The sequence below is a fragment of the Variovorax sp. 38R genome (genome assembly GCF_014843395.1).
In the GTDB taxonomy this organism is placed as follows: domain Bacteria; phylum Pseudomonadota; class Gammaproteobacteria; order Burkholderiales; family Burkholderiaceae_C; genus Variovorax; species Variovorax paradoxus_H.
The window spans coordinates 3648966-3667788 of sequence record NZ_CP062121.1 but is presented as its reverse complement, the minus strand read 5'-3'; the positions used below and the strand labels follow the sequence as shown (position 1 = coordinate 3667788).

The 18823-nt window shown below is 62.1% G+C and carries 22 protein-coding genes; 16 read left to right on the top strand and 6 right to left on the bottom strand.

Features of this window, described 5'->3' with window-relative positions; genetic code table 11:
* Window positions 1-7: 7 nt before the first annotated feature.
* From IG196_RS16880 to IG196_RS16865, 4 genes are all read right to left on the bottom strand, one after another.
* A complete protein-coding gene (locus IG196_RS16880) occupies window positions 8-1576 on the bottom strand; it encodes an SIR2 family protein (RefSeq protein ID WP_192192034.1) in 1569 nt (522 codons plus the stop codon).
* 230 nt (window positions 1577-1806) lie between these two features.
* Entirely contained in the window at window positions 1807-2133 is a 327-nt protein-coding gene (locus IG196_RS16875) for a hypothetical protein (protein WP_192192033.1), read from the bottom strand.
* A 102-nt stretch (window positions 2134-2235) separates the two neighbouring features.
* Window positions 2236-2523, bottom strand: a complete 288-nt coding sequence (locus IG196_RS16870; protein WP_192192032.1) for a hypothetical protein — start codon at window positions 2521-2523, stop codon at window positions 2236-2238.
* Window positions 2524-2543: 20 nt separating this feature from the next.
* On the bottom strand, window positions 2544-3125 hold the full coding sequence (locus IG196_RS16865) for an Arc family DNA-binding protein (RefSeq protein WP_192192031.1): 582 nt from the start codon (window positions 3123-3125) through the stop codon (window positions 2544-2546).
* Window positions 3126-3221: 96 nt separating this feature from the next.
* On the opposite strand from IG196_RS16865, the gene IG196_RS32365 reads away from it, so the two are divergent.
* The 4 genes from IG196_RS32365 to IG196_RS16845 all read left to right on the top strand — a co-directional run bounded on the left by IG196_RS32365 (window position 3222) and on the right by IG196_RS16845 (window position 5490).
* Window positions 3222-3404: an Arc family DNA-binding protein gene (locus IG196_RS32365; protein ID WP_192192030.1), complete on the top strand. Its 183-nt coding sequence runs from the start codon at window positions 3222-3224 to the stop codon at window positions 3402-3404.
* Window positions 3401-4117, top strand: a complete 717-nt coding sequence (locus IG196_RS16855) for a phage antirepressor KilAC domain-containing protein (RefSeq protein WP_225616687.1) — start codon at window positions 3401-3403, stop codon at window positions 4115-4117. The genes IG196_RS32365 and IG196_RS16855 overlap by 4 nt, the downstream gene beginning before the upstream one ends.
* A 168-nt stretch (window positions 4118-4285) precedes the next feature.
* Entirely contained in the window at window positions 4286-4642 is a 357-nt protein-coding gene (locus IG196_RS16850) for a hypothetical protein (RefSeq protein WP_192192029.1), read from the top strand.
* Window positions 4643-4773: 131 nt separating this feature from the next.
* Window positions 4774-5490 (top strand): hypothetical protein, encoded by a 717-nt coding sequence (locus tag IG196_RS16845; protein ID WP_192192028.1) that lies wholly within the window; start codon window positions 4774-4776, stop codon window positions 5488-5490.
* A 101-nt stretch (window positions 5491-5591) separates the two neighbouring features.
* Here IG196_RS16845 and IG196_RS16840 read toward each other — a convergent pair whose 3' ends face one another.
* Window positions 5592-6017, bottom strand: a complete 426-nt coding sequence (locus IG196_RS16840; RefSeq protein WP_192192027.1) for a hypothetical protein — start codon at window positions 6015-6017, stop codon at window positions 5592-5594.
* A 130-nt stretch (window positions 6018-6147) separates the two neighbouring features.
* Here IG196_RS16840 and IG196_RS16835 point away from each other — a divergent pair, with 130 nt between their 5' ends.
* Genes IG196_RS16835 through IG196_RS16825 form a run of 3 tightly spaced genes read left to right on the top strand, consistent with a single transcriptional unit; the run spans window position 6148 to window position 11042 of the window.
* Complete coding sequence (locus IG196_RS16835) at window positions 6148-7101, top strand: terminase small subunit (protein ID WP_192192026.1); 954 nt, start codon at window positions 6148-6150, stop codon at window positions 7099-7101.
* A 2-nt stretch (window positions 7102-7103) separates the two neighbouring features.
* Window positions 7104-8711 (top strand): terminase, encoded by a 1608-nt coding sequence (locus IG196_RS16830; protein WP_225616686.1) that lies wholly within the window; start codon window positions 7104-7106, stop codon window positions 8709-8711.
* Between the two features lie 9 nt (window positions 8712-8720).
* Complete coding sequence (locus IG196_RS16825; RefSeq protein ID WP_192192025.1) at window positions 8721-11042, top strand: hypothetical protein; 2322 nt, start codon at window positions 8721-8723, stop codon at window positions 11040-11042.
* Window positions 11043-11091: 49 nt separating this feature from the next.
* On the opposite strand, the gene IG196_RS16820 is transcribed toward IG196_RS16825, so the two are convergent.
* Window positions 11092-11625: an MltR family transcriptional regulator gene (locus IG196_RS16820; RefSeq protein WP_192192024.1), complete on the bottom strand. Its 534-nt coding sequence runs from the start codon at window positions 11623-11625 to the stop codon at window positions 11092-11094.
* Between the two features lie 277 nt (window positions 11626-11902).
* Here IG196_RS16820 and IG196_RS16815 point away from each other — a divergent pair, with 277 nt between their 5' ends.
* Genes IG196_RS16815 through IG196_RS16775 form a run of 9 tightly spaced genes read left to right on the top strand, consistent with a single transcriptional unit; the run spans window position 11903 to window position 18809 of the window.
* Window positions 11903-12955, top strand: a complete 1053-nt coding sequence (locus tag IG196_RS16815) for a hypothetical protein (RefSeq protein WP_192192023.1) — start codon at window positions 11903-11905, stop codon at window positions 12953-12955.
* A 41-nt stretch (window positions 12956-12996) separates the two neighbouring features.
* The gene (locus IG196_RS16810; RefSeq protein ID WP_192192022.1) at window positions 12997-14286 is read left to right on the top strand and encodes a DUF4043 family protein; all 1290 of its coding nucleotides are present in this window, start codon (window positions 12997-12999) and stop codon (window positions 14284-14286) included.
* Between the two features lie 60 nt (window positions 14287-14346).
* Entirely contained in the window at window positions 14347-14826 is a 480-nt protein-coding gene (locus IG196_RS16805) for a hypothetical protein (RefSeq protein ID WP_192192021.1), read from the top strand.
* A gap of 57 nt (window positions 14827-14883) precedes the next feature.
* Window positions 14884-15324, top strand: coding sequence for a hypothetical protein (locus IG196_RS16800; RefSeq protein WP_192192020.1), 441 nt, complete (start codon window positions 14884-14886; stop codon window positions 15322-15324).
* Window positions 15321-15995: a DUF6682 family protein gene (locus tag IG196_RS16795; RefSeq protein WP_192192019.1), complete on the top strand. Its 675-nt coding sequence runs from the start codon at window positions 15321-15323 to the stop codon at window positions 15993-15995. Before IG196_RS16800 ends, IG196_RS16795 begins: the two co-directional genes overlap by 4 nt.
* Window positions 15995-17218, top strand: coding sequence for a hypothetical protein (locus tag IG196_RS16790; protein WP_192192018.1), 1224 nt, complete (start codon window positions 15995-15997; stop codon window positions 17216-17218). Before IG196_RS16795 ends, IG196_RS16790 begins: the two co-directional genes overlap by 1 nt.
* Window positions 17215-17715 carry a hypothetical protein gene (locus IG196_RS16785; protein WP_192192017.1) on the top strand — a complete coding sequence of 167 codons (501 nt, stop codon included), beginning with the start codon at window positions 17215-17217 and terminating at the stop codon, window positions 17713-17715. The genes IG196_RS16790 and IG196_RS16785 overlap by 4 nt, the downstream gene beginning before the upstream one ends.
* Before the next feature lie 11 nt (window positions 17716-17726).
* A complete protein-coding gene (locus tag IG196_RS16780; RefSeq protein WP_192192016.1) occupies window positions 17727-18164 on the top strand; it encodes a hypothetical protein in 438 nt (145 codons plus the stop codon).
* Between the two features lie 18 nt (window positions 18165-18182).
* Window positions 18183-18809, top strand: a complete 627-nt coding sequence (locus tag IG196_RS16775) for a hypothetical protein (RefSeq protein WP_192192015.1) — start codon at window positions 18183-18185, stop codon at window positions 18807-18809.
* Window positions 18810-18823: the final 14 nt, after the last annotated feature.

Sequence of the window (18823 nt, the reverse complement as noted above, 5' to 3'; positions counted from 1 at the left end):
TACGAGGTTATAGATCGCCGCTTCCGAAGGCCAAATAGTCGTAAATACAAACTGCTTTAATAAATTGGGTTTGAATCAGAGTATTTCCCTGTTCAAGAGTCGCTTCGTGCGCTTTTAGATATTCTCTTAACGGATTAATTAGTATTTTTTCTTCGGGCAGGCCGCCCAAGTACATCACGACATCCTCAGGAGGCATTGAATGAAGATATCCTTCAAAAGAACCGGCCTGCTCGAGCAAGTGAGGGGCTTTTTTAGCGTAATCCCTAGGTGGCTTGAACGTCTCAAGCGTCGCAGACGCGGCTTTAGCAACACGAGGATCGAGGACTACATCTTTTCGGACACGTCCTTTCTCATCAAGCATTTTGGCAAGATGGAGATAACGAAAAACCGGTACGTATCGATTTGCCTTCAAAATTACAGGCAGTGATTCACTAACGATTGAGCTCGCCGTATAGTTCTTGTTCTCATGGAGCAAATCTTCGAGCAAATCTTTTCTTGCCAAGCCCGTGTAGCCGACGCCTTTAATCGCAGATATCGCGCCTACGCCATAAACGATTTCGATGTGCTCTCCATCTTCGTCTGCCTCATCCAAATCTTTAACGTATAAAGTTTTGTGCGGATCATTATCCCGTACTAGCGTGTATACATGCTCCTTGAGCCGGCGAAGAACCTTGGCTGGGAATGCGCGAGGAATTCCCATGAGTGCTTCGTAGACGGGTTTGAAGGAGGCGGCACGGATTTCAAGCACGGGAATCGCATACCCCTCTGGCACAACAATATTGCCGGCCTGCATCTTCGGGGTCGCACTATCTTTGTCCCAGGTCACAAATATCAGACGATCGCGAAGTGAATCAATATTTGCTGATGTGAGACAGTTTCCGATATCTTTAAGTATTTGAACAATATTGCTATCCGTCATCGAGTAACCGAGAAATATTATCGGGTGTTCGACGAATATGGTAAGCAGTTTTGCAGTCAAATAAGCATTTCGCTCGACAAAGCGAGCATAATCTTTGTCTGTTAGGATTAAGGAGTTTGGATCTGAAATGCTTCCGTGAATTTTGTAGATTTCACCAATTCCTTGGGGTGCCGCGAAAAGCAATTCATCTTGGCCGACGTAAGGTTTTAAATCTGGAAAGGAGTCTTCCAAAAAAGAATCCCAGTTTGTTGTAATTATCCCGTCTATAACAGCCTTTTTTAATGTTTCTATTTCTTCGATCAAGGCGGGATTGTCTACGAGCTGGTGGCCCTTCTTGTCCAGGTATCGCGAGATTTCAATCTTCAATGCGGAATCGGGAGCAATGCAATATTCGGCGTTTTCTTTTCTACTTTGTTCAAAGTCTTTCGACTCCCACCAGACTTTGTGATATGCCTCTGCAAGCGCGCGAGCGACTCCAGGAAGGCCGTTAGATGCGCTCGATCGGAAAAATTCGTATGCCGCGCCAGTTGGCTCTGCAAATCGTCGTAGCAAAGCCTCCCAAGTTTCCGCGTCAAGATAGCGTCGAGAAATTCCCGAGCCAACAAAAAGAAAAGGTGCAGTTGAAAACTTCCGTAGGTGTTCAGCCAGTTCTTTCATGTCACGCTTTAATGTAGAGAAGAAGCGCGAGTATCTACGATTAATTTCACTGTCGAACGCATATGTAGCGCGGTACTGGTCTAGCGCTGCGTTGCCGCGCTTCGCTCGCTCGTAGAAAGGACTCGCCGCGTCAACTTCTAGGGGATATGAACAACGCAGCCGGTTCCGGTCGCGTGGCTTAGGCCGCACGGTCGCCGCCAGGAGCACCAAGGGCGGGACTGTTGCATGCACTAGGCCCGTTCCGATGACGGCTTCGCAAGCTGGATCATGGCTTCAGCTTGGATCTTCGCCAGTATTCGCAGAGCCTCTTCCGGCTTCGTTTTAGCGAACTCTGCAAGCCAACCTTCGAGATCCGCTTGTTCGAACTGGAAATGCACGAGGAACGAGCCGCTGAGAGCTAGATCATTGACCTTGCCGTAGGCCGAGCCGGCATCATTCCAGATCAAGGCTCTATTCGACTCTGTCCTCAGGCCCCCTCCAGTGCTCTTACGCACCGGCGTTACGGGATGCCCGTGCAGGGTGGTCGCCCGCTGCCAGCCGCGAAATGTGAGTTTCATGTCGCCTCCGTTGTTGTTACATCATCGTAACAACATACGGCGCACCCCAGCCGCGCAGGTCTGGGACGGCTCAGCTTTCAAGAGGCGTTGTAATCGCCGGGACTATTGCCGTTCCAGTCGATGTCCCTCAGCTACTAATGCCACCAAGCGATCTGCGATGGAGGTAGCTCTGCCGGCAACAGCTTCAATCAGCTCGGTCCCACTCGAGAAGCCGTTGTAGCGAACCTCTATGAAGTGCGCGAAGCCGTTGGGTACGTCACTTGCCTCACCAGCTATGGCAGCCTCGATTGAGTGGTACTCGCGGGGGTCAGTAACCAGTGCACCGGTGTTCAGCAGCCGAGCGGTGTAAATGCCGGGCACTTCTTTGTGGATGTCGAGTGTGAGGATCATGCGACTCGCTCTGAGTTGATCTACTCGTCCGATTTTTTCTTCACTGCAGTCCACTTTGAGCGCATGGCCGCGATTCGTTCGCGAGTTGCCGTGGCGTCCGCTAGGCGCTCGGAGTCGACATTGACCCCATAGTTGCGAAGAGCTCCATGAATCTCGTCCAGCTCATTCGCCAGTTCATCAATCCGCTCGAGCATGAGTTCGATCGGTTCAGGCTTTTCAAGCTCGATATGAATCCATTTGAGGAGCTCGCCTAGTTCATGAGCTTCGTCCGGACTGAGCTGCGCCCTCGACTCTCGCATCTTGCCTTGCAGAAGGCCGAACATGTTCTTAGTCAGCCGCAAGAGCTCACGCAGCTTTTGCATATCGGCGCTTCGGTCGTCCAGCTCGGTCTGGAGCCGCTGAACCGTTCGAGCCATGTCCGAGCTTTCAAGCTCGCCAGGGTTGAGCGATTCCTGGAGGCGGGCCACGATTTCGGCATTCATGCTTCGGCCGCTCTCACGGGCGGCGGTCTCAATACGTTCCTTCAGCTCCGGCAGCATCCTTAGCCCGAAAGGTGGCAGTTGACCCGTGGGGGCGGTGGTGGTGTTCGGTGCTTTTGCCATAGCTACGCAGTGTAGTCAAAAAACAACTTGCGGACGATAGTTACGCGGCGATACTATCTACGCCGTGTAGTTATATAACGGCTGAAAGGAGCTTCAATGGCTACGTTAAATAGACAGGATGACTGGGCTCGAACGGCGATTCGGCTGCCCAAAGATGTCCACCAACAGGTTCACGAAGTTGCTCAACGAGAGGACCGAAGCTTCAACGGACTGCTTGTCGCCCTCATTCGTGACGGCCTACGCCTTCGGCCGCAGCACCCTCTGGGAGCCCGGCAATGAGCGCCATCCTCGATATCGACAGCGGCCGGCTGACCATGAGTAGTCGAGAGATCGCGGACTTGACTGGCAGGGACCATGACAACGTCCGTCGCGACATCAAGAACATGGCTGAGCAGCTTTCCCTCAGTTTTGAGGAAAAGGTCGAACCCTCTACCGGTGGTCGTCCGTCCAGAATTTTCCTGTTGCCCAAACGCGAGACGCTGATCCTCGTGAGCGGCTACAGCGTGGAACTGCGCGCCCGCATCATCGACCGCTGGCAAGAGCTCGAGGCTGGCGCGCCGCCGGCACTGAACATGCGTGACCCACGCCAACTGGTCACGGCGGCGCTGCAATTGATCGAGGTCAACCAGGAGCTGCAGGCCACCATCGACCAGCAGCAGCGAAAGATCGATGACGATGCTCCGAAGGTCGACGGATTCGAACGCATCGCGCGTTCGGATGGTTCGCTGTGCATTACCGATGCAGCCAAGACGTTGCAAGTTCAGCCGCGCAGCCTGACTCAGCTGCTGCAAGAGAAGGGCTGGATTTATCGCCGCCCGATGGGCTCAGGCTGGTTGGCTTACCAGGACCGTATCCAGTCGGGTCACATGGAGCACAAGGTCACTACGGGCGAGAAGTCTGACGGTCGCGAATGGAGCAACACCCAGGCGCGCATCACGCCGAAGGGGTTGGCCAAGTTGGCTGAGATCGTGCGCCAAGCGGGGTTGCATTGACTCCGCCGGCATCGCGACGCCAACCAACTGACTGTGATTTTTCACTAGTGCGTTTCGAGGATCGAACGCATATGCTCGAAGCGAACCTACCAAGGCGAAGGCCCCAACGGCGGCAACCGTTGAGGCCTTCTATGAAAACCACCCAGCTCTAACTGAAAGGCATTCACCATGGATGATAAGTCCTTGACCCATTCTGGGGAAGCGGAGGCTTCCTCTTCGCTCGAGACCCGCGTCGCGCAGGTCTTGAGCGGCCCTGGCCACCGGGCCGCGATGGTTGTTCGGCGCGGAGGTGGCGGCTTCACTATCCGACCGATCGAGCATGGGAAGTCCATCGTCAACATCCAGCGCGATTTGCTGGTGCACTTGAACGAAATTCCTTTTGAAGATGGCTGGCTGATGGCGCTGCGCGACTACTGCGACGGCCGCTTGAAGGCGAGGGCCGAGGCTCGTAGTGTCCGCGGCTTCATCACCCCGAAACCGGCGGCATGCTGGGACCTGACCGTGTTGTCTGCCGGGGAACGCTGACGTGGCCGGCTTGTGCGCACGGCCCTCGCGATAGGCGATGATCAGCCGCCGGCTGCGCAAGGGGGAGGGCGGTTGGGTAGAGGAGCGCGCGGCGCGCGCCATCGTTTCAGCGAGATTCGGAGGAGAAGTTGATGGATGACGAAGACTCGAAGATCAGGCGCAATCTGGTTGCTGCCTGCATGTTGATCCTGCTCGCGGGGTGGCTTAGGGCGCCGCTCGACGTGCTGAGCGAGCAATTGTTGAAGCTCAAACCCGTTGGACCGGACTTTGCGTGGCGAGTCTGGATAGCCGCAGGAGCGGCGCTCGTATATTTCGCACTGCGCTTCCGTTTTTCGAGTGAGAACCTCGATGCACTTCATCCGCTCGAGGTCGAGTACTTTACGGTGGAGAAGAGAATTGTTGCGAGTTACCTCGCGCGTCGTATGGCGAAGTTCGTTCGGGTCGGCGCCGCGCGCCCGTTGGACACTGGCGCGCTTTCGATGTTCGTCGAAGCACAGCGGCGGGGAATAGAACAGACCCAAGGGGGAAACGGGAATGCGAAGCTCCAGCGCATCACAGTCGCTCAGACCGGGCGAGCGGCGCGGCAGGGCGGCCAAGCGGGAGAGCGTGCCAGCCTGAAATTTGTCGAGGCAGATCTAACAATCTGGTTCAGCTCGAACGGCGGTTTGGCAACAAACGTCGTGACGCTCGGCTTCGAGCTGCCTGCCTGGGTGGTTGCGCGGATCAAGCTCAACACTCTCGCGTGGATGCTCATGTACTCAAAGGCTAGCACCCAGATTCTGTTGCCGTGGATCTTGAGCGCCTGCGCATTTTTGCTAGTGGTCTACAAGGTCTACCGCACCTGGTAGAGCCTCTCAAGGGCACGCTCGCAGCAGACATGCAGCGAAGCCTATCTCCTCGCTCGCCTATTGCCTGCGATTTGCCCGCGCAGCAAGCTGGCGGGCATTTTTCAGTCGAAATCGAGTTCCACAATAGCGGGCTGCCGCAAAGTTCCCAGGAAAGTGTGCATGCCAGGCATGCGGGATTTGCGGTTCAGATTCAGTAGGTCAGGGTACAACCCGGCTGTTATATGCGCGCTGATCCATTCGGGTGTCACTTCGACGAACTCGACGCGATCCACGGCACCTGAAGAGGCGATATTCAGATCCCAAACGAGCTTGTGCAGCCGAGCTACCGCCACGGCGCGAGTTCGTTCTGGCGGAAGGTTGGCCCTAAAGCACATTGCGAATTCGGAAGCAGCCACGCCAGGCCCTGAGGCGTTTGGAGAGATCAAGAAGCCTTCGGTGTAGGCCTCTTGGTTCCCTTCAAGGGCAAGAATTGCGAGATATGGCGGGCGGCCACGTTCGACTCGGACTTCATAGACTTCGACGCTCATGCTGATGATCCCAGAGTGAAGATCGGATTTTCGAGGGCATCGATGACCGTGGCATTGGTGGCATCCCGCGAAGGCGGAGCACCCCTTGTAGGGTTCGACCGCAAGGCCTGCGCTCGGAACACTCGCGAGCATGGCAACTCGCAAGCCGGCCAAGAAGCCAGCACCCGCAACGAAGAAGACCACCAAGACTCCCGCCGCCCCGAAGAAGGCTGCAGGTGTTCCTGCGCGCAAGAAGGCCGCAGCCGCGCCTGTGAAGCCCAAGAGAGCGCCCCGGAAGGTCAAGCCCGCACCTGTCGAGAGCCCACAGTTCGGCCTCACCCCCTTGCAGCAGCGCTTCGTCGACGAGTACCTCGTTGACCTGAACGGCACGCAGGCTGCGATCCGGGCGGGCTACAGCGTCGACACCGCCCGGCAGATGGCCTCCGAGAACCTTGCAAAACCGTACATCGAGGTTGCCATTGCAGATGCTCGCCAGCGTCAGCAGGAGCGCACGCACATCCAGGCCGACCGCGTGGTGCTCGAGGCGTGGAACATCGTCTTCGCCGACCCGCGCGAGCTGGTGCAGGTGAAGGTGGGCTGCTGCCGCCACTGCTACGGCGAGGGCTTCAAGTACCAGCGCACCCTCGGCGAGTTCAACCATGACCAGGAGCACCACGCCCTGAAGGCTGGCAGCCTGGCTGACTTCGATGAGAAGGGCGGCATCGGTTTCGATCCGCTCAAGCCGCCGCACCCGTCGTGCCCGGAATGCGGCGGCGATGGCCATGCACGCGCCGTGCTGGCCGACACCCGCAATCTGTCGCCCGCCGCCGCGGCGCTGTATGCCGGCGCGAAGCATGGCAAGTACGGCATCGAGGTGCTGACGCACGACAAGGCCGCATTCGCCGAGAAGCTGTTTAAGCACATGGGCCTGTACGAGAAGGACAACCAGCAGAAGGCCGACCCGCTCGCGGCTTTGCTGCATGCCATCGCGAAGGGAAGCGGCAACGGTTTCAGCCCGGTCGCCAACGACCCGGAACGCACAGCAGCGCCCGCGGCGCCCAGCGCCTTCGTGCCGCGCGCCGACGTTTCGGAAGACGAGGACTGAGCGTGGCCGGCCGGACCCGAGTCGTCCACGACACGCCACTGCGCCCTCTGCCTACCAACGCGGAGGAGCTGCAGCGCTGCCTGGCCGACCCGGAATGGCGCCTGTTCAGCGGGTGCCTCTACAAGATCATGGTGAAGGGCGACGACGCGGAAGAGGGCGAGCCGGCCGAGTCGTTCGTGTTGCCGTTCAAGCCCAACGGCGCGCAGCGGCGCTTCCTACGTCGCCTCTGGCACCGGAACCTCATCCTCAAGGCCCGCCAGCTCGGCTTCACCACGCTCATCGCCATCCTGTGGCTCGACCACGCGCTGTTCAATGCCGACCAGCGCTGCGGCATCATCGCGCAGGACCGCGAAGCGGCCGAGGCGATCTTCCGCGACAAGGTGAAGTTCGCCTACGAGAACCTGCCCGAGGAGATCCGCCAGCGCTTTCCGCTCGCGCGCGACAGCGCCGTCGAACTGCTGTTCGCCCACAACAACAGCAGCGTGCGTGTCGCCACGTCGATGCGCTCCGGGACCATCCACCGGCTGCACATCAGCGAGTTCGGGAAGATCTGCGCGAAGTACCCGGAGAAGGCCCAGGAGGTCGTCACCGGCTCCATTCCGGCCGTGCCGAAGAACGGCATCCTGGTCATCGAGAGCACCGCCGAAGGCCAGGAGGGCGAGTTCTTCGACATCGCCAAGCGCGCCCAGGCGCTGCACTTCGGCCACCGCGTGCTCACGGTGCGCGACTACCGCTTCCACTTCTATGCGTGGTGGCAGGAGCCGAACTACACGATGGACCCGGGCCTGGTGCCCATCACTGTCGAGCAGCACGAATACTTTGAGCGCATCGAAGAGGAGATGGCCTGCAAGATCGACATGGGCCAGCGTGCCTGGTACGTCGCCACGCAGCAGGCAGACTTTCCGGGCAAGGAAGAGCGCATGTGGCAGGAGTACCCCTCCACGCCCGATGAAGCGTTCCAGGTCAGCACCGAGGGCAACTACTACGCCAAGGACATGGTGAAGCTGCGCAAGCGCGGCGGCATCACCGCGGTGCCCGTGTTGGACCTTCCCGTCTACACGTTCTGGGACATCGGCAACAAGGACGGCACGGCCATCTGGTTCATGCAGGAGCTGCGCGGCGAGGCCCGCTTCATCCGCTACTACGAAGAGCACAACGAAGACCTGCGCCACTACGCCGCGCAGCTGAAGAACACCGGCTATCTGTTCGGCGCGCACTTCCTGCCGCACGACGCCGACCACAAGCGGCTCGGCGACTTCAACCACAGCACGCGCGATCAGCTGCAGGCCCTACTGCCCGGCCACACCTTCTTCATCGTGCCGGCCATCACGGAGTTGATGTCCGGTATCAGCATGACGCGCAAGCACCTCAAGGGCGCGTGGTTCGACCAGGAGGGATGCAAGCAGGGGATGGAGCGCATCCAAGGCTACAAGAAGAAGTTCAGCCGCTCCGAGAACCGCTACCTCGACCAGCCCGACAAGAGCAACGGCTGCACTGAGGCCGCCGACGCACTGCGCCAATGGGCCCAGGCCAAAGAGAACGGCCTGCTCGCATCGATGACCGACACGAACTCATATCAAGAAGCACCCGCCCTCCACTGGCGCGTGTAGGAGCACCCAATGACCGCAACCGACACCACCACCCAGAACAGCACCGATGAATTCGAGGCCGAAGGCGCTCTGACGCTGGAGGAATACAAGGACTTCATCTACGAGATCGAGCAGCAGCCGCACTGGCGCGTCGTGGCCGACAAGGAGCTGGACTACGCCGACGGCAATCAGCTCGACACCGAGCTGCTGGCGGCGCAGCGCGAGTTGGGCATTCCGCCGGCCAAGGAAGATCTGATCGGGCCGGCGCTGCTGTCGATCCAGGGCTACGAAGCCAACGTGCGCACCGACTGGCGCGTCACGCCGAACGGACAACCGGATGGCCAGGACATCGCCGATGCCCTGAACTTCCGCTTGAACGAGGCCGAGCGCCATTCGAAGGCCGACCGCTCATGCTCCGCGGCATTCCGGCCGCAGGCGGCGGTGGGCCTGGGCTGGGTGGAAGTCTCACGCGACTCCGACCCGTTCAAGTACCCGTATCGCTGCACCGCCGTGCACCGCAACGAGATCCACTGGGACTTCTATGCACTGGAGGATGACCTGAGCGATGCGCGCTACCTGCGACGCACGCGCTGGCTTCACCCCAGCCGTCTCGTGAAGGTATTCCCGCAGCACAAGGACTTGATCCGCGAATGCGGCCGCCACGGGCAGTCGTGGTGGCTGAACTACTCGCCCGAGGCGCTGGATGGTGGCAGCTCGACTGGCCTGTCCACTGGCGCGTGGGATGCGGCGCGCAGTTGGACCGTGGCCGAGCACCACTGGTACGACCCCGTCAGCAAGGACGTGTGCTTGGCCGAGCTGTGGTATCGCCGCTGGGTGGACGCCGTCGTGCTGCGCGCGCCTGATGGCCGCGTGGTGGAGTACGACGAGAAGAACCCGATGCACAACTACTCGCTGGCGCGCGGCTTGGTGCGGCCCCAGCGTTCGGTCGTCGCGCGCGTGCGTCGCAGCTTCTGGCTCGGCCCGCACTGCCTGCACGACGGCCCGAGCCCGTACACGCACCGGCACTTCCCCTATGTGCCGTTCTGGGGATTCCGCGAGGACAGCACGCGCGTGCCTTACGGCCTGGTGCGCGGCATGATCTTCCAGCAGGACCGCCTGAACAGCGGCACGGCCGCGATGACCTGGGGCATGACGGCCTACCGGGTGGAGCGCACCGGTGGCGTGGTGGACATGACCGACGAGCAGCTGCGCCGCCAAGTGGGCCGCCGCAACGCGGACATCAAGCTCAACGCCGCGGCCATGATGCAGCCGGGCGCGCGGTTCGAAGTGAAGCGCGACGTGCAGCTCACGGACCAGCAGCTGCAGATGCTCGCGGATGCGCGCATGGCGCTGGAGCGCGTGTCTCCGGCTGCCGCCGGCGCTTTCTCGGGCCGACGCGGCACCGCCACCAGCGGAGTGCAGGAAGAGACGCAGGTGGAACAGGCGAACCAGAGCCTCGCGCATCTGATGGACAACTTCCGCGCCGCGCGCACGCAAGTCGGCGAGCTGCTGATGTCGATGATCGTGGAGGACATGGGCCGCGAGCCGCACACGGTGGTTGTCGAAGGCGACGCAGTCACACCGGACCGCGTGATCCACATCAACAAGCCGGAGATGGATCCGGCGACGGGCGCGCCGTACCTGAGCAATGACCTGCAGCGCATGCGCCTGAAGGTCGGTCTGGAGGACGTGCCCAGCACCGCCACCTACCGCGGGCAGCAGCTGCGCGCGATGTCGGAAGCGGTGAAGAGCCTGCCGCCGCAGTTCCAGGCCGCGGCCATGCCGTTCCTCGCCAGCCTCATGGACGTGCCCTTCAAGCGCGACCTGGTCGAAGCGCTGCGTGCTGCCGGGCAGCAGGAGTCGCCTGAGCAGATCGAGCAGCGTGTCAACGAGGCGGTGCAGCAGGCGCTGGCCAAGGCCGGCAACGAACTCAAGGCCCGCGAGCTGGACATGAAGGAGGCGCGCAACGACGCCGAGATCAAGAAGATCATGGCCCAGGCCGTGCAGATCGGCGTGCAGGCAGCCTTCTCGGCGATGCAGGGCGGCGCGCAGGTGGCGACGATGCCGATGGTGGCGCCCATCGCCGACAACATCATGCAGGGCGCGGGCTACAAGCGCCCGAACCCCGGTGGCGACGATCCGAACTTCCCGACGCCGGTGCAGACGGCGGTCATGAGCATCAAGGACCCCTACATCCAGGGGCAGGGGCCTGCGATGGCGGCCGAAGAGGAAGCGTCAGCCGCGGCCCCCGTCCGCGAGAACACCAGCCCGATGTTTCCGGCTCGGTCGGCAAATGGAGGCACAGGGATGAATGGAATCGAGACGACGCGCGTCACCGATAACGTTGCATAGGAGAAGCTAGGCGCCGCGGGAGGTGTTCCTCATCTCAAGCGAATCTCAGTCAATCGCGCTTTGGTTTGGGAAGGATCGGACTGTGAGGATAGGGCTGCTTCGTCCCCAGAAGCCTGGCCCTAGTAGCGCGGTCTCTGAGTAAGAAGGTTAGAGAGAACGCAACCAGCCGGAAGAGGCCCTTAATGTTGCCATCGTCTGAATTCGGATGGTCCGCATGAAGCTCTTGACCCAATCGCAACGATTTGCAGCGAGAAGAAATTTTCTGACTAGCAAAGTTCAGATTTTCTTCTTCGTGAGCAAAGAAATTTCGGATCTTTCTTATCAAATTCAGGTCGTGGTGCTCTGCTTCTGAAAGAAGACCGCACAGATTGGCGACCGTTATGCGAGAGGAAAAGGTCGATAGTGGGCCATTCCCCTCAAAAATTTCTTCCTTCTTGCTTCCATCGACTGGAAGAAAGTGAGCGATCAGCAATTCGCGAAGTCGGTTGTCCAAATTTGCTGCGAGCACAAGGGCACAGGTCCTATCGTCGGCGCTGTCAACAGTGCCCAGAAGGCGCTGAACTGATTCCGGATTCATGGTCATTTTGTCGCCAATTTAGCTGAGGTGATTTGACCGGGTAGCCCTGTCTGAACTTCTGCGGCCGCCTTGGTCCCCACAAATGTAAAGCGTGCTACCCCCTGTAGGGTTTCGCCTTTCAAGCCTGTTTTCCCACACTGCCCCCAAGCAACCGCGCGCGAGCGTCGTTGCGAAGGTCACGACCGAGAGGGCGTGAGTCTCCATAGCAGATGGAGCAGGGCCGCGAGGTCTTGCACCAGATTGCTGGCCCTTTGCGGCCACGGCGATATGTGGCGGGACAGGCATGACGACATCAACCAACGAATTTTTCCAGAACACCGAGATTGACGGTGCATTGACGCCGGAGCAGGCCGCGCAGCTCATGGAGCTGTCGGATTTGGGCGATACCAGCAACTCGCTGGACAACGGTGGCGCGCCCTCGACCACCACTGCGGCCGACGCAGCCAAGACCGAAGACACGAACGACAACGCAGCAGCTGCTTCGCCTACCGCGGCGCCTGCAGCAGCTCCCGCCAGTGAGCTCGACGCGACCAACGCTGTCGTGCTCGCGAAGGATGGCAAGCACACCATCCCCTACGCGAAGCTGGTGGAGGCCCGCGAGGGCGAGCAGCACTGGAAGGCGACGGCGGAAGCAACGCAGCGCCAGCTGACTGACCTGCAGGCCCAGGCCCAGCAGCGCGCGGACGCCGGCCAAGCGCCGACCACGACCGACAACCAAGTGGCAGCCGCGCAAGCGGCCATCGCCAAGGGCGTCGACCCGGCGATCTTCGGGGACTTCTCTGAAGAGGAGCTGGCCAAGGGCATCCAGACGCTGGTGGCGCAGCAGGTGCAGGAGCAGGTGACTGCTCAGGTTGGAAAGGCACTCGCGCCGTTCCAGCAGCACCAGCAGCAGACCGCACAGGACGCCCACACCGCGGCGATCTACCGCGCGCATCCCGACGCCGACTCCGTCGCGGAGAGCGCTGAGCTGAAGCAGTGGATCACCTCGCAGCCCAGCTACCTGCAGCCCACGTTGCAGGCCGTGCTGGAGAAGGGCTCCACGAGCCAGGTCATCGAGCTGTTCAATGACTTCAAGAAGGGCACTCGCGCACCCGCGCCGGCGCCGTCTCCTGGAAAGAGCGCGACCGCTGCAGCTGATCCGGCTGCAGCGGCGAAGGCCGCCATCGCGGCTGCGGCGCCAGCGGTTCCCGCATCCCTCTCGGACATCCCGGGCGGGCGGGCGGACTCGCTGTCGCCGCACGAACGACTGGCGGCGATGGATCCGACGTCGATGGCGGAGGCCATGCAGGGCATGTCTCCCGACCAGATCGACGCATTCCTGAACCGTTCACTGTGAGCCACGAGGCCCACGCAGCACCACATCACAAGGAGGTCTAGATGACCGCGACCAAAACGCAAACGTCATATGGCGACCCGAAGGCAATGGTCCAGCAAGCCGCTGGTGTCTTCGCCGTCTGCCAGCAGCGCAACACCACGATCAACCGCCTCACGGGCAAGATGCCCAAGCTCGAAGGCGCCATCGCGACGATCAAGAAGCAGTCGAGCAACCACATGCCCATCGTGCAGGCGCAGGACCTGGGCAAGGGCAAGGGCGACGAGGTGAAGTTCAACCTCATCAACCCGAGCGGTGGCTACCCGATCATGGGTAGCGAGTACGCCAAGGGCAAGGGCGTCGGCGTCAAGCTGTCCGAAGACCGTCTGCGTGTGAACCAAGCTCGCTTCGCCATCGACATGGGCGATGTGATGAGCGAGATCCGCAGCCCGGTGGACCTGCGCCGCGTGGGCCGCCCGCTCGCGCAGCAGAAGATGAACGACTACATCGATCAGTCGATCCTCGTTCACATGGCCGGCGCTCGCGGCTCGCATGACAACATCGAATGGCGCGTGCCGGTTGAGTCCCATCCGAAGTTCAAGCAGATCATGGTCAACCGCGTGAAGGCGCCGACCAAGAACCGCCACTTCATCGCGAAGGCCGGTGGCATCGATCAGTTCAAGGTCAACGCGGGAGAAGTGGACATCGCTTCCACCGACCTGCTGAAGATGGGCACGGTCGATGCTGTGCGCACCTACATCGATCAGATCGCGCTTCCGCCGCCCCCGGTGCAGTTCGATGGTGACCAAGCCGCGACCGACAGCCCGCTGCGCGTGATGCTGATGTCGCCGGCCCAGTACAGCGGCTTCGCGACTGACCCGGCGTTCCGCAACTTCCAGGCTGCCGCCACGGCCCGCGCTCGTCTGGCGAAGGATCACCCCCTGTTCCTCATGGACGCGGGCCTGTGGAGCGGCATCCTCATGGTGAAGATGCCCAAGCCCATCCGCTTCTATGCTGGTGACTCGCTGCGCTACTGCGGTGCCTACGACACCGAGGTTGAATCCGACGCCCTCGTGCCCGCCGCTTTCGCAGACAAGTTCGCCATCGACCGCGCGATCCTGCTCGGCGGCCAGGCGCTGGCGCAGGCATTCGCCGCGTCGCGCCACAGCGGCATGCCGTTCTTCTGGAGCGAAGACGACGACGACCACGGCGACAAGATGGAACTGCTCATCGGAGCCATCCTGGGCATGTCGAAGATTCGCTTCGCTGTGGACCACGGCGACGAAGTGCAGTTCACCGACCACGGTGTGACGGTGCTCGACACCGCCGTGCCAATCATCAAGCCGCGCGGCTGATGTCCAGGGCCGGGGCAGCCCGGCCCTCTCCCTTTACTCCCTCATTCATAGGAGCCACACATGGCCACCATCAAACTCAAGGGACTGGGCATCAACCAGTTCGGGGGCATGGTCCCCTACGGCAACGTCACCACGCTGCGCGCGACGCTCGAAACCGATGCGACCGGCGCCGCGGTGCGGGCGAATGTCACCACGCCACTCGGTATCGGCGACAAGGTCTACCTGCAGATGCTGCCCGAGGGCTTCCGCCTGGAAGACGCGCAGACCATCGTCTCCACTGCGCTGACCGCGGCCGTCACCGGCTCGCTGGGCTTCGAGTACGCCGATGGTGTTGATGACGCCGCCGTGCCGCAGGACGCCGCCTACTTCGGCGCCGGCATCGTGCTCAACGCCACCGGCCGCGTGCGCACGGCGTCGTCTAAGGCGCCTGTGACGCTTGCCAAGGAAGCGTTCCTGGTGCTGACCATCGCCGGCGCGGCAAACGCAAAGGTCGGCCGCGTGGACGTGGTCGTCCACGGCGAACGCCTCGGCGCGCAATAAGCGGCAAGGGGAGGGCGGCGACGCCCTTCCCCTCGGCATCACCCCCAAGGAAACGAAATGACCACCTCCACGCCTGGCGTGCCCGTGAAGTACACCGGGCGCGAAACCCCGTTCATCGACCGCCTCTACGGTTCGAGCCTGCCGTTCGATCCGGGGCAGACGCGCGTCATCGCCGACCTCGACCTGGTCGCCAAGCTGCTGCGCCACTCGGACGTGTTCGAGCGCGATGACAAAGCCAAGCCGGCGGCCAATCCCGTGACGCCTTCCGTCGAAGACGACACCACCACGCACCTTCAGGAGGCCGACAAGCTGAAGCAGCAGCGCGACCTGGCCGAGAACCAGCGCCAGGACATCGTGGAAACGCTGAACTCGATGGACAAGGACGGGCTGCAGACCTTCGCGCAGGAAAAGTTCAGCCAGAAGGTTCCCAAGAACCTGAGCGTGGACAACATGCGCGCGAAGGTCGTGGAGCTGATCGACCAGTACGGCCTTCCATGAACGTCGAAGACCTCATCGGCTCATTTCGCGTTGACGCGGATGACCTTGCGCGCAGCCTCGGCGGCGGGCAGGGCGACCTTCTGTGGTCGGACGATGACGTGGCGCGCTGGCTCACCGAAGCGGAAGAGGAAGCCGCCATCCGCAAGCGACTGCTGCCCGATGAGGTCGCACTGTCGATCACGGCGCCCACGCGCACCTATCCGTTCACCGAGCTGTTCGAGATCACGCGAGCCGAGTTGCAGCCTGTCGGCGGCGACCCCATCGTGCTCCGCATCGTCAGCCGCGACGCGATGGACCGTATCGAGCCCGACTGGCGACGTGCCGCCTGTCCGCCGGCGCACCTGATCCAGGAAGACACGCGCATCGTGCTGGCCGGCACCATTGACCAGGCATACACGCTCAGCCTTGAAGGGATGCGGCTGCCGAAGGTGGCGTTGAGCGCCGACGATCAGACCGCATCCCCCGAGATCGCACCAGTTCATCACCGCTTCCTGGTTCACTGGGCGCTTCACCGTGCCTACGGCAAGCAGGACGCCGACACGTTCGACCCCGCACGGTCGCAGCGCGCACTGCAGGCCTTCGAGCAGTATTTCGGCCTTCGTCCGACTGCGGATCTGCGCAAGGACATGCGTGCCGACGTTGAGCATCAAACGCGCGTCTGGCAGTTCTGATGGCATCCAAGCCCGTATCCCTCGGCACCTTCCTCGGCGTGAACAACCGCCGGGAAGCGGCGCGCCTGCAGGTTCGACTGCCCGGCAATGTCCAGGCGACCTACCTGCGTGCCGCCGAGAACGTCGATGTCGATGGTGGCTTCATGCGCCGCCGGCGCGGCATCAGCGCGGCACTGACGCCACGGGCACACTCCATCTGGGGCGACGGTGCCGATGACGGTTATGCAGTCGTCGATGGCGCGCTGGTGCGCCTGGCGCTGGACGGCGACGAGCTGCAGCAGCAGGCGCTGCTGGCGGGCTTCACTTCGGCGCCGGTGTCGTTCGAACGCATGCCCACGGGCGCGGTCGTCTGGTCCGATGGCCAGCGCCTGGGCGCTATCCGCAACGGCGCGCCGGGCGAGCTGGTGCCTGAGGCGCCCAACCCGGTGCCCGTGGTCAACGTCGTGGCCGGCGCGCTTCCCGCGGGCCGCTACCTGCTGGCATTCACGCGCGTGACCAGCGCCGGCGAGAGCGCCGCCACCCAGCCGGCGCAGCTCGACCTGGCGGACGGCTCTGGCTTCGTCATCACTGGCATGGACGCCGCCACCCAGGTCTACATGAGCGGGCCCAACGGCGACATCCTCACGGCCGTGGCAGGCGACACCATCCTGAGCCTCACGAACACCGGCCCGCGCTGCGAGACGCTGCTGCTCGAGCGCATGCCCGCCGGGCAGATCGTGCGCCACTACAACAGCTCGCTGCTGGTGGCGCGCGGCAACATGCTGTGCCGCTCCGAGCCATACCGCTATGGCCTCTGGCGGCCAGGCAAGAGCTTCATCCTGTTCCCGGCCCCCATCACCGTCATGGAGCCCTGCGTGGGGGGCGTCTTCGTTTGCGCGGACCGCACCTACTGGCTGGCCGGCGACCTTGATGCCACCGCCATGCAGCCCGTGCTGCCCTACGGTGGCGTGGCTGGCTCTGGCACGCGCTGCGGCACCGACGACAACGTCCGCGTCTTCTGGGTGTCACCGCACGGCCTGGTGATGGGCACGCCTGATGGCGCGGCCAAGGCCGTGCAGGAAAAAGACCTGACCTTCTCCGGCGCCGCGCGCGCCGCAACCCTGTACCGCGAAGGGCAGGGCATCGCACAGGCCATCTTCACTCGCCAGGGCATCCGGCCACTGGCAACCGCATCCCGTGGCTTCGTCGCCTCGGAAATCCACCGAAAGGAAACCGTCCTATGAAGCTCGAAGAACTCGGGTTCTGGTATCGCCTTCGCATGACCCACGCGAACGGTCTGATCGAATTGTCTGACCCGGTGCACAACCTCGTTCCCGTAGAGGGCCGGACCTACCTGCTGAACACTGGCTTCAAGGGTGTGGCTGCTGCGCCCAACTGGTACATCGGCCTCTACTCGGGTGACTACTCGCCCACCGGGCTGGAGACGGCCGCGACCTTCGGCGCGCTTGCCACGGAGTTCACCGCGTACAGCAGCGCCACGCGCGTGCCCTGGGTGCCCGGCACCGTGGTGAATGGCTCGGTTGACAACGCGGCGTCGCTGTCCGAGTTCATCTTCACGACCAACGCCACCGTTCGCGGCAGCGTGCTCGTGTCGGCGTCATCCAAGGGCAGCACGGCCGGCGTGCTCGGCAGCATCGTGCGCTTCCCGTCTCCGATGGCAGGTGCCATCGGCTCGAAGCTGAGCGTGCTGGCCGGCCCGACTGCTCAGTCCATCGCATAAGGAGTTCAACCATGAAGCCATCCACTGGCCTGCGCAATCACGTCCTCGCCTCTGGCTCGGTCAAGGCTGCATTCGACGGCGTGAGCGAGATCCGCATCTACGCCGGAGCCATCCCCGCTGACGCCGACGCCGCGACGACCGGCGCCACGCTGCTCGTCACCCTCAAGAAGGACGGCACCGATGGCATCAGCTTCGCGGCCTCGCCGGCCGGTGGCGTGCTCGCCAAGAACCCCAGCGAGACCTGGACTGGTCTCATTGCCGCGTCCGGCGCTCCGGCGTTCTTCCGACACGTCATCACTGGCGACGCTGACGGCGAATCGACTGCGGCGCTGCGCTACCAGGGCAGCGTGGGCGTGGTCGGCGCTGAGATCAACCTGACAAGCGCTGCGCTGGTGTCGGGCGAGAGCCAGGCGCTCGCCTACTACCAGTTCACTTGGCCCGCGGGCTGAGCGCAGGAAGGGTAGGGCGTGGCTTCGATCTACCGGGCTGACTTTTCCGCGGTGTCCGATGGCGACCTCGTGGGGAAGACCATCGACGGGCTGACTTGGCAGCTGGACTCGGGCTCGCCCGGCAGCACTATCACCGGTGGTGTGCTCACTGCGCGCGATCAGGCCTTCGTGGAGATTCCGGGCACGCGGTTCAATGCTGGTGCCACGCAGATCGAGATCGTGCTGCAAGTTGACCTGTCCGCGTGGCGAGGCTTGGACATGACACTGTTCCACCAGCCGAATGACTCCTACTGGTGCGGGCTCGTCGCGAACACCTTTTATGGCGACAACAGCTTCACTCCCTACTACCCGCCCGACCACCAGGGCGGCTCCACCGTCAGCTATGACGGGTATCTCAATGGCGGCCCTGTCGAGTTGCGAGTCACCACGGACCTGACCACCTCGGAGACGGTGATCCGCGTGAATGGCATCACTGTGGTGATCTCGTCAGCGGGAGAGCCGTTCGACCCGACCACCTACACGCACCGCCTGCGCATGAGCCCCGAGTACGACCCGCAGATCACACTCATCGAGGTGCTGGACGACACCGGCGTCGTGACGCCGCCTTTCTGGACAGGGTTCAAGGGCACGTATGAAGTTCGCTAAGGACCGTACGTTCC

Coding starts and splice junctions, on each gene's coding strand:
- IG196_RS16785 (WP_192192017.1), top strand. CDS start 17,215: ATGAAGCTCGAAGAACTCGGGTTCTGGTATCGCCTTCGCATGACCCAC.
- IG196_RS16855 (WP_225616687.1), top strand. CDS start 3,401: ATGAGCGCCATCCTCGATATCGACAGCGGCCGGCTGACCATGAGTAGT.
- IG196_RS16875 (WP_192192033.1), bottom strand. CDS start 2,133: ATGAAACTCACATTTCGCGGCTGGCAGCGGGCGACCACCCTGCACGGG.
- IG196_RS16810 (WP_192192022.1), top strand. CDS start 12,997: ATGACCGCGACCAAAACGCAAACGTCATATGGCGACCCGAAGGCAATG.
- IG196_RS16845 (WP_192192028.1), top strand. CDS start 4,774: ATGGATGACGAAGACTCGAAGATCAGGCGCAATCTGGTTGCTGCCTGC.
- IG196_RS16805 (WP_192192021.1), top strand. CDS start 14,347: ATGGCCACCATCAAACTCAAGGGACTGGGCATCAACCAGTTCGGGGGC.
- IG196_RS16840 (WP_192192027.1), bottom strand. CDS start 6,017: ATGAGCGTCGAAGTCTATGAAGTCCGAGTCGAACGTGGCCGCCCGCCA.
- IG196_RS16780 (WP_192192016.1), top strand. CDS start 17,727: ATGAAGCCATCCACTGGCCTGCGCAATCACGTCCTCGCCTCTGGCTCG.
- IG196_RS16820 (WP_192192024.1), bottom strand. CDS start 11,625: ATGACCATGAATCCGGAATCAGTTCAGCGCCTTCTGGGCACTGTTGAC.
- IG196_RS32365 (WP_192192030.1), top strand. CDS start 3,222: ATGGCTACGTTAAATAGACAGGATGACTGGGCTCGAACGGCGATTCGG.
- IG196_RS16870 (WP_192192032.1), bottom strand. CDS start 2,523: ATGATCCTCACACTCGACATCCACAAAGAAGTGCCCGGCATTTACACC.
- IG196_RS16835 (WP_192192026.1), top strand. CDS start 6,148: ATGGCAACTCGCAAGCCGGCCAAGAAGCCAGCACCCGCAACGAAGAAG.
- IG196_RS16800 (WP_192192020.1), top strand. CDS start 14,884: ATGACCACCTCCACGCCTGGCGTGCCCGTGAAGTACACCGGGCGCGAA.
- IG196_RS16795 (WP_192192019.1), top strand. CDS start 15,321: ATGAACGTCGAAGACCTCATCGGCTCATTTCGCGTTGACGCGGATGAC.
- IG196_RS16815 (WP_192192023.1), top strand. CDS start 11,903: ATGACGACATCAACCAACGAATTTTTCCAGAACACCGAGATTGACGGT.
- IG196_RS16880 (WP_192192034.1), bottom strand. CDS start 1,576: ATGAAAGAACTGGCTGAACACCTACGGAAGTTTTCAACTGCACCTTTT.
- IG196_RS16790 (WP_192192018.1), top strand. CDS start 15,995: ATGGCATCCAAGCCCGTATCCCTCGGCACCTTCCTCGGCGTGAACAAC.
- IG196_RS16865 (WP_192192031.1), bottom strand. CDS start 3,125: ATGGCAAAAGCACCGAACACCACCACCGCCCCCACGGGTCAACTGCCA.
- IG196_RS16850 (WP_192192029.1), top strand. CDS start 4,286: ATGGATGATAAGTCCTTGACCCATTCTGGGGAAGCGGAGGCTTCCTCT.
- IG196_RS16825 (WP_192192025.1), top strand. CDS start 8,721: ATGACCGCAACCGACACCACCACCCAGAACAGCACCGATGAATTCGAG.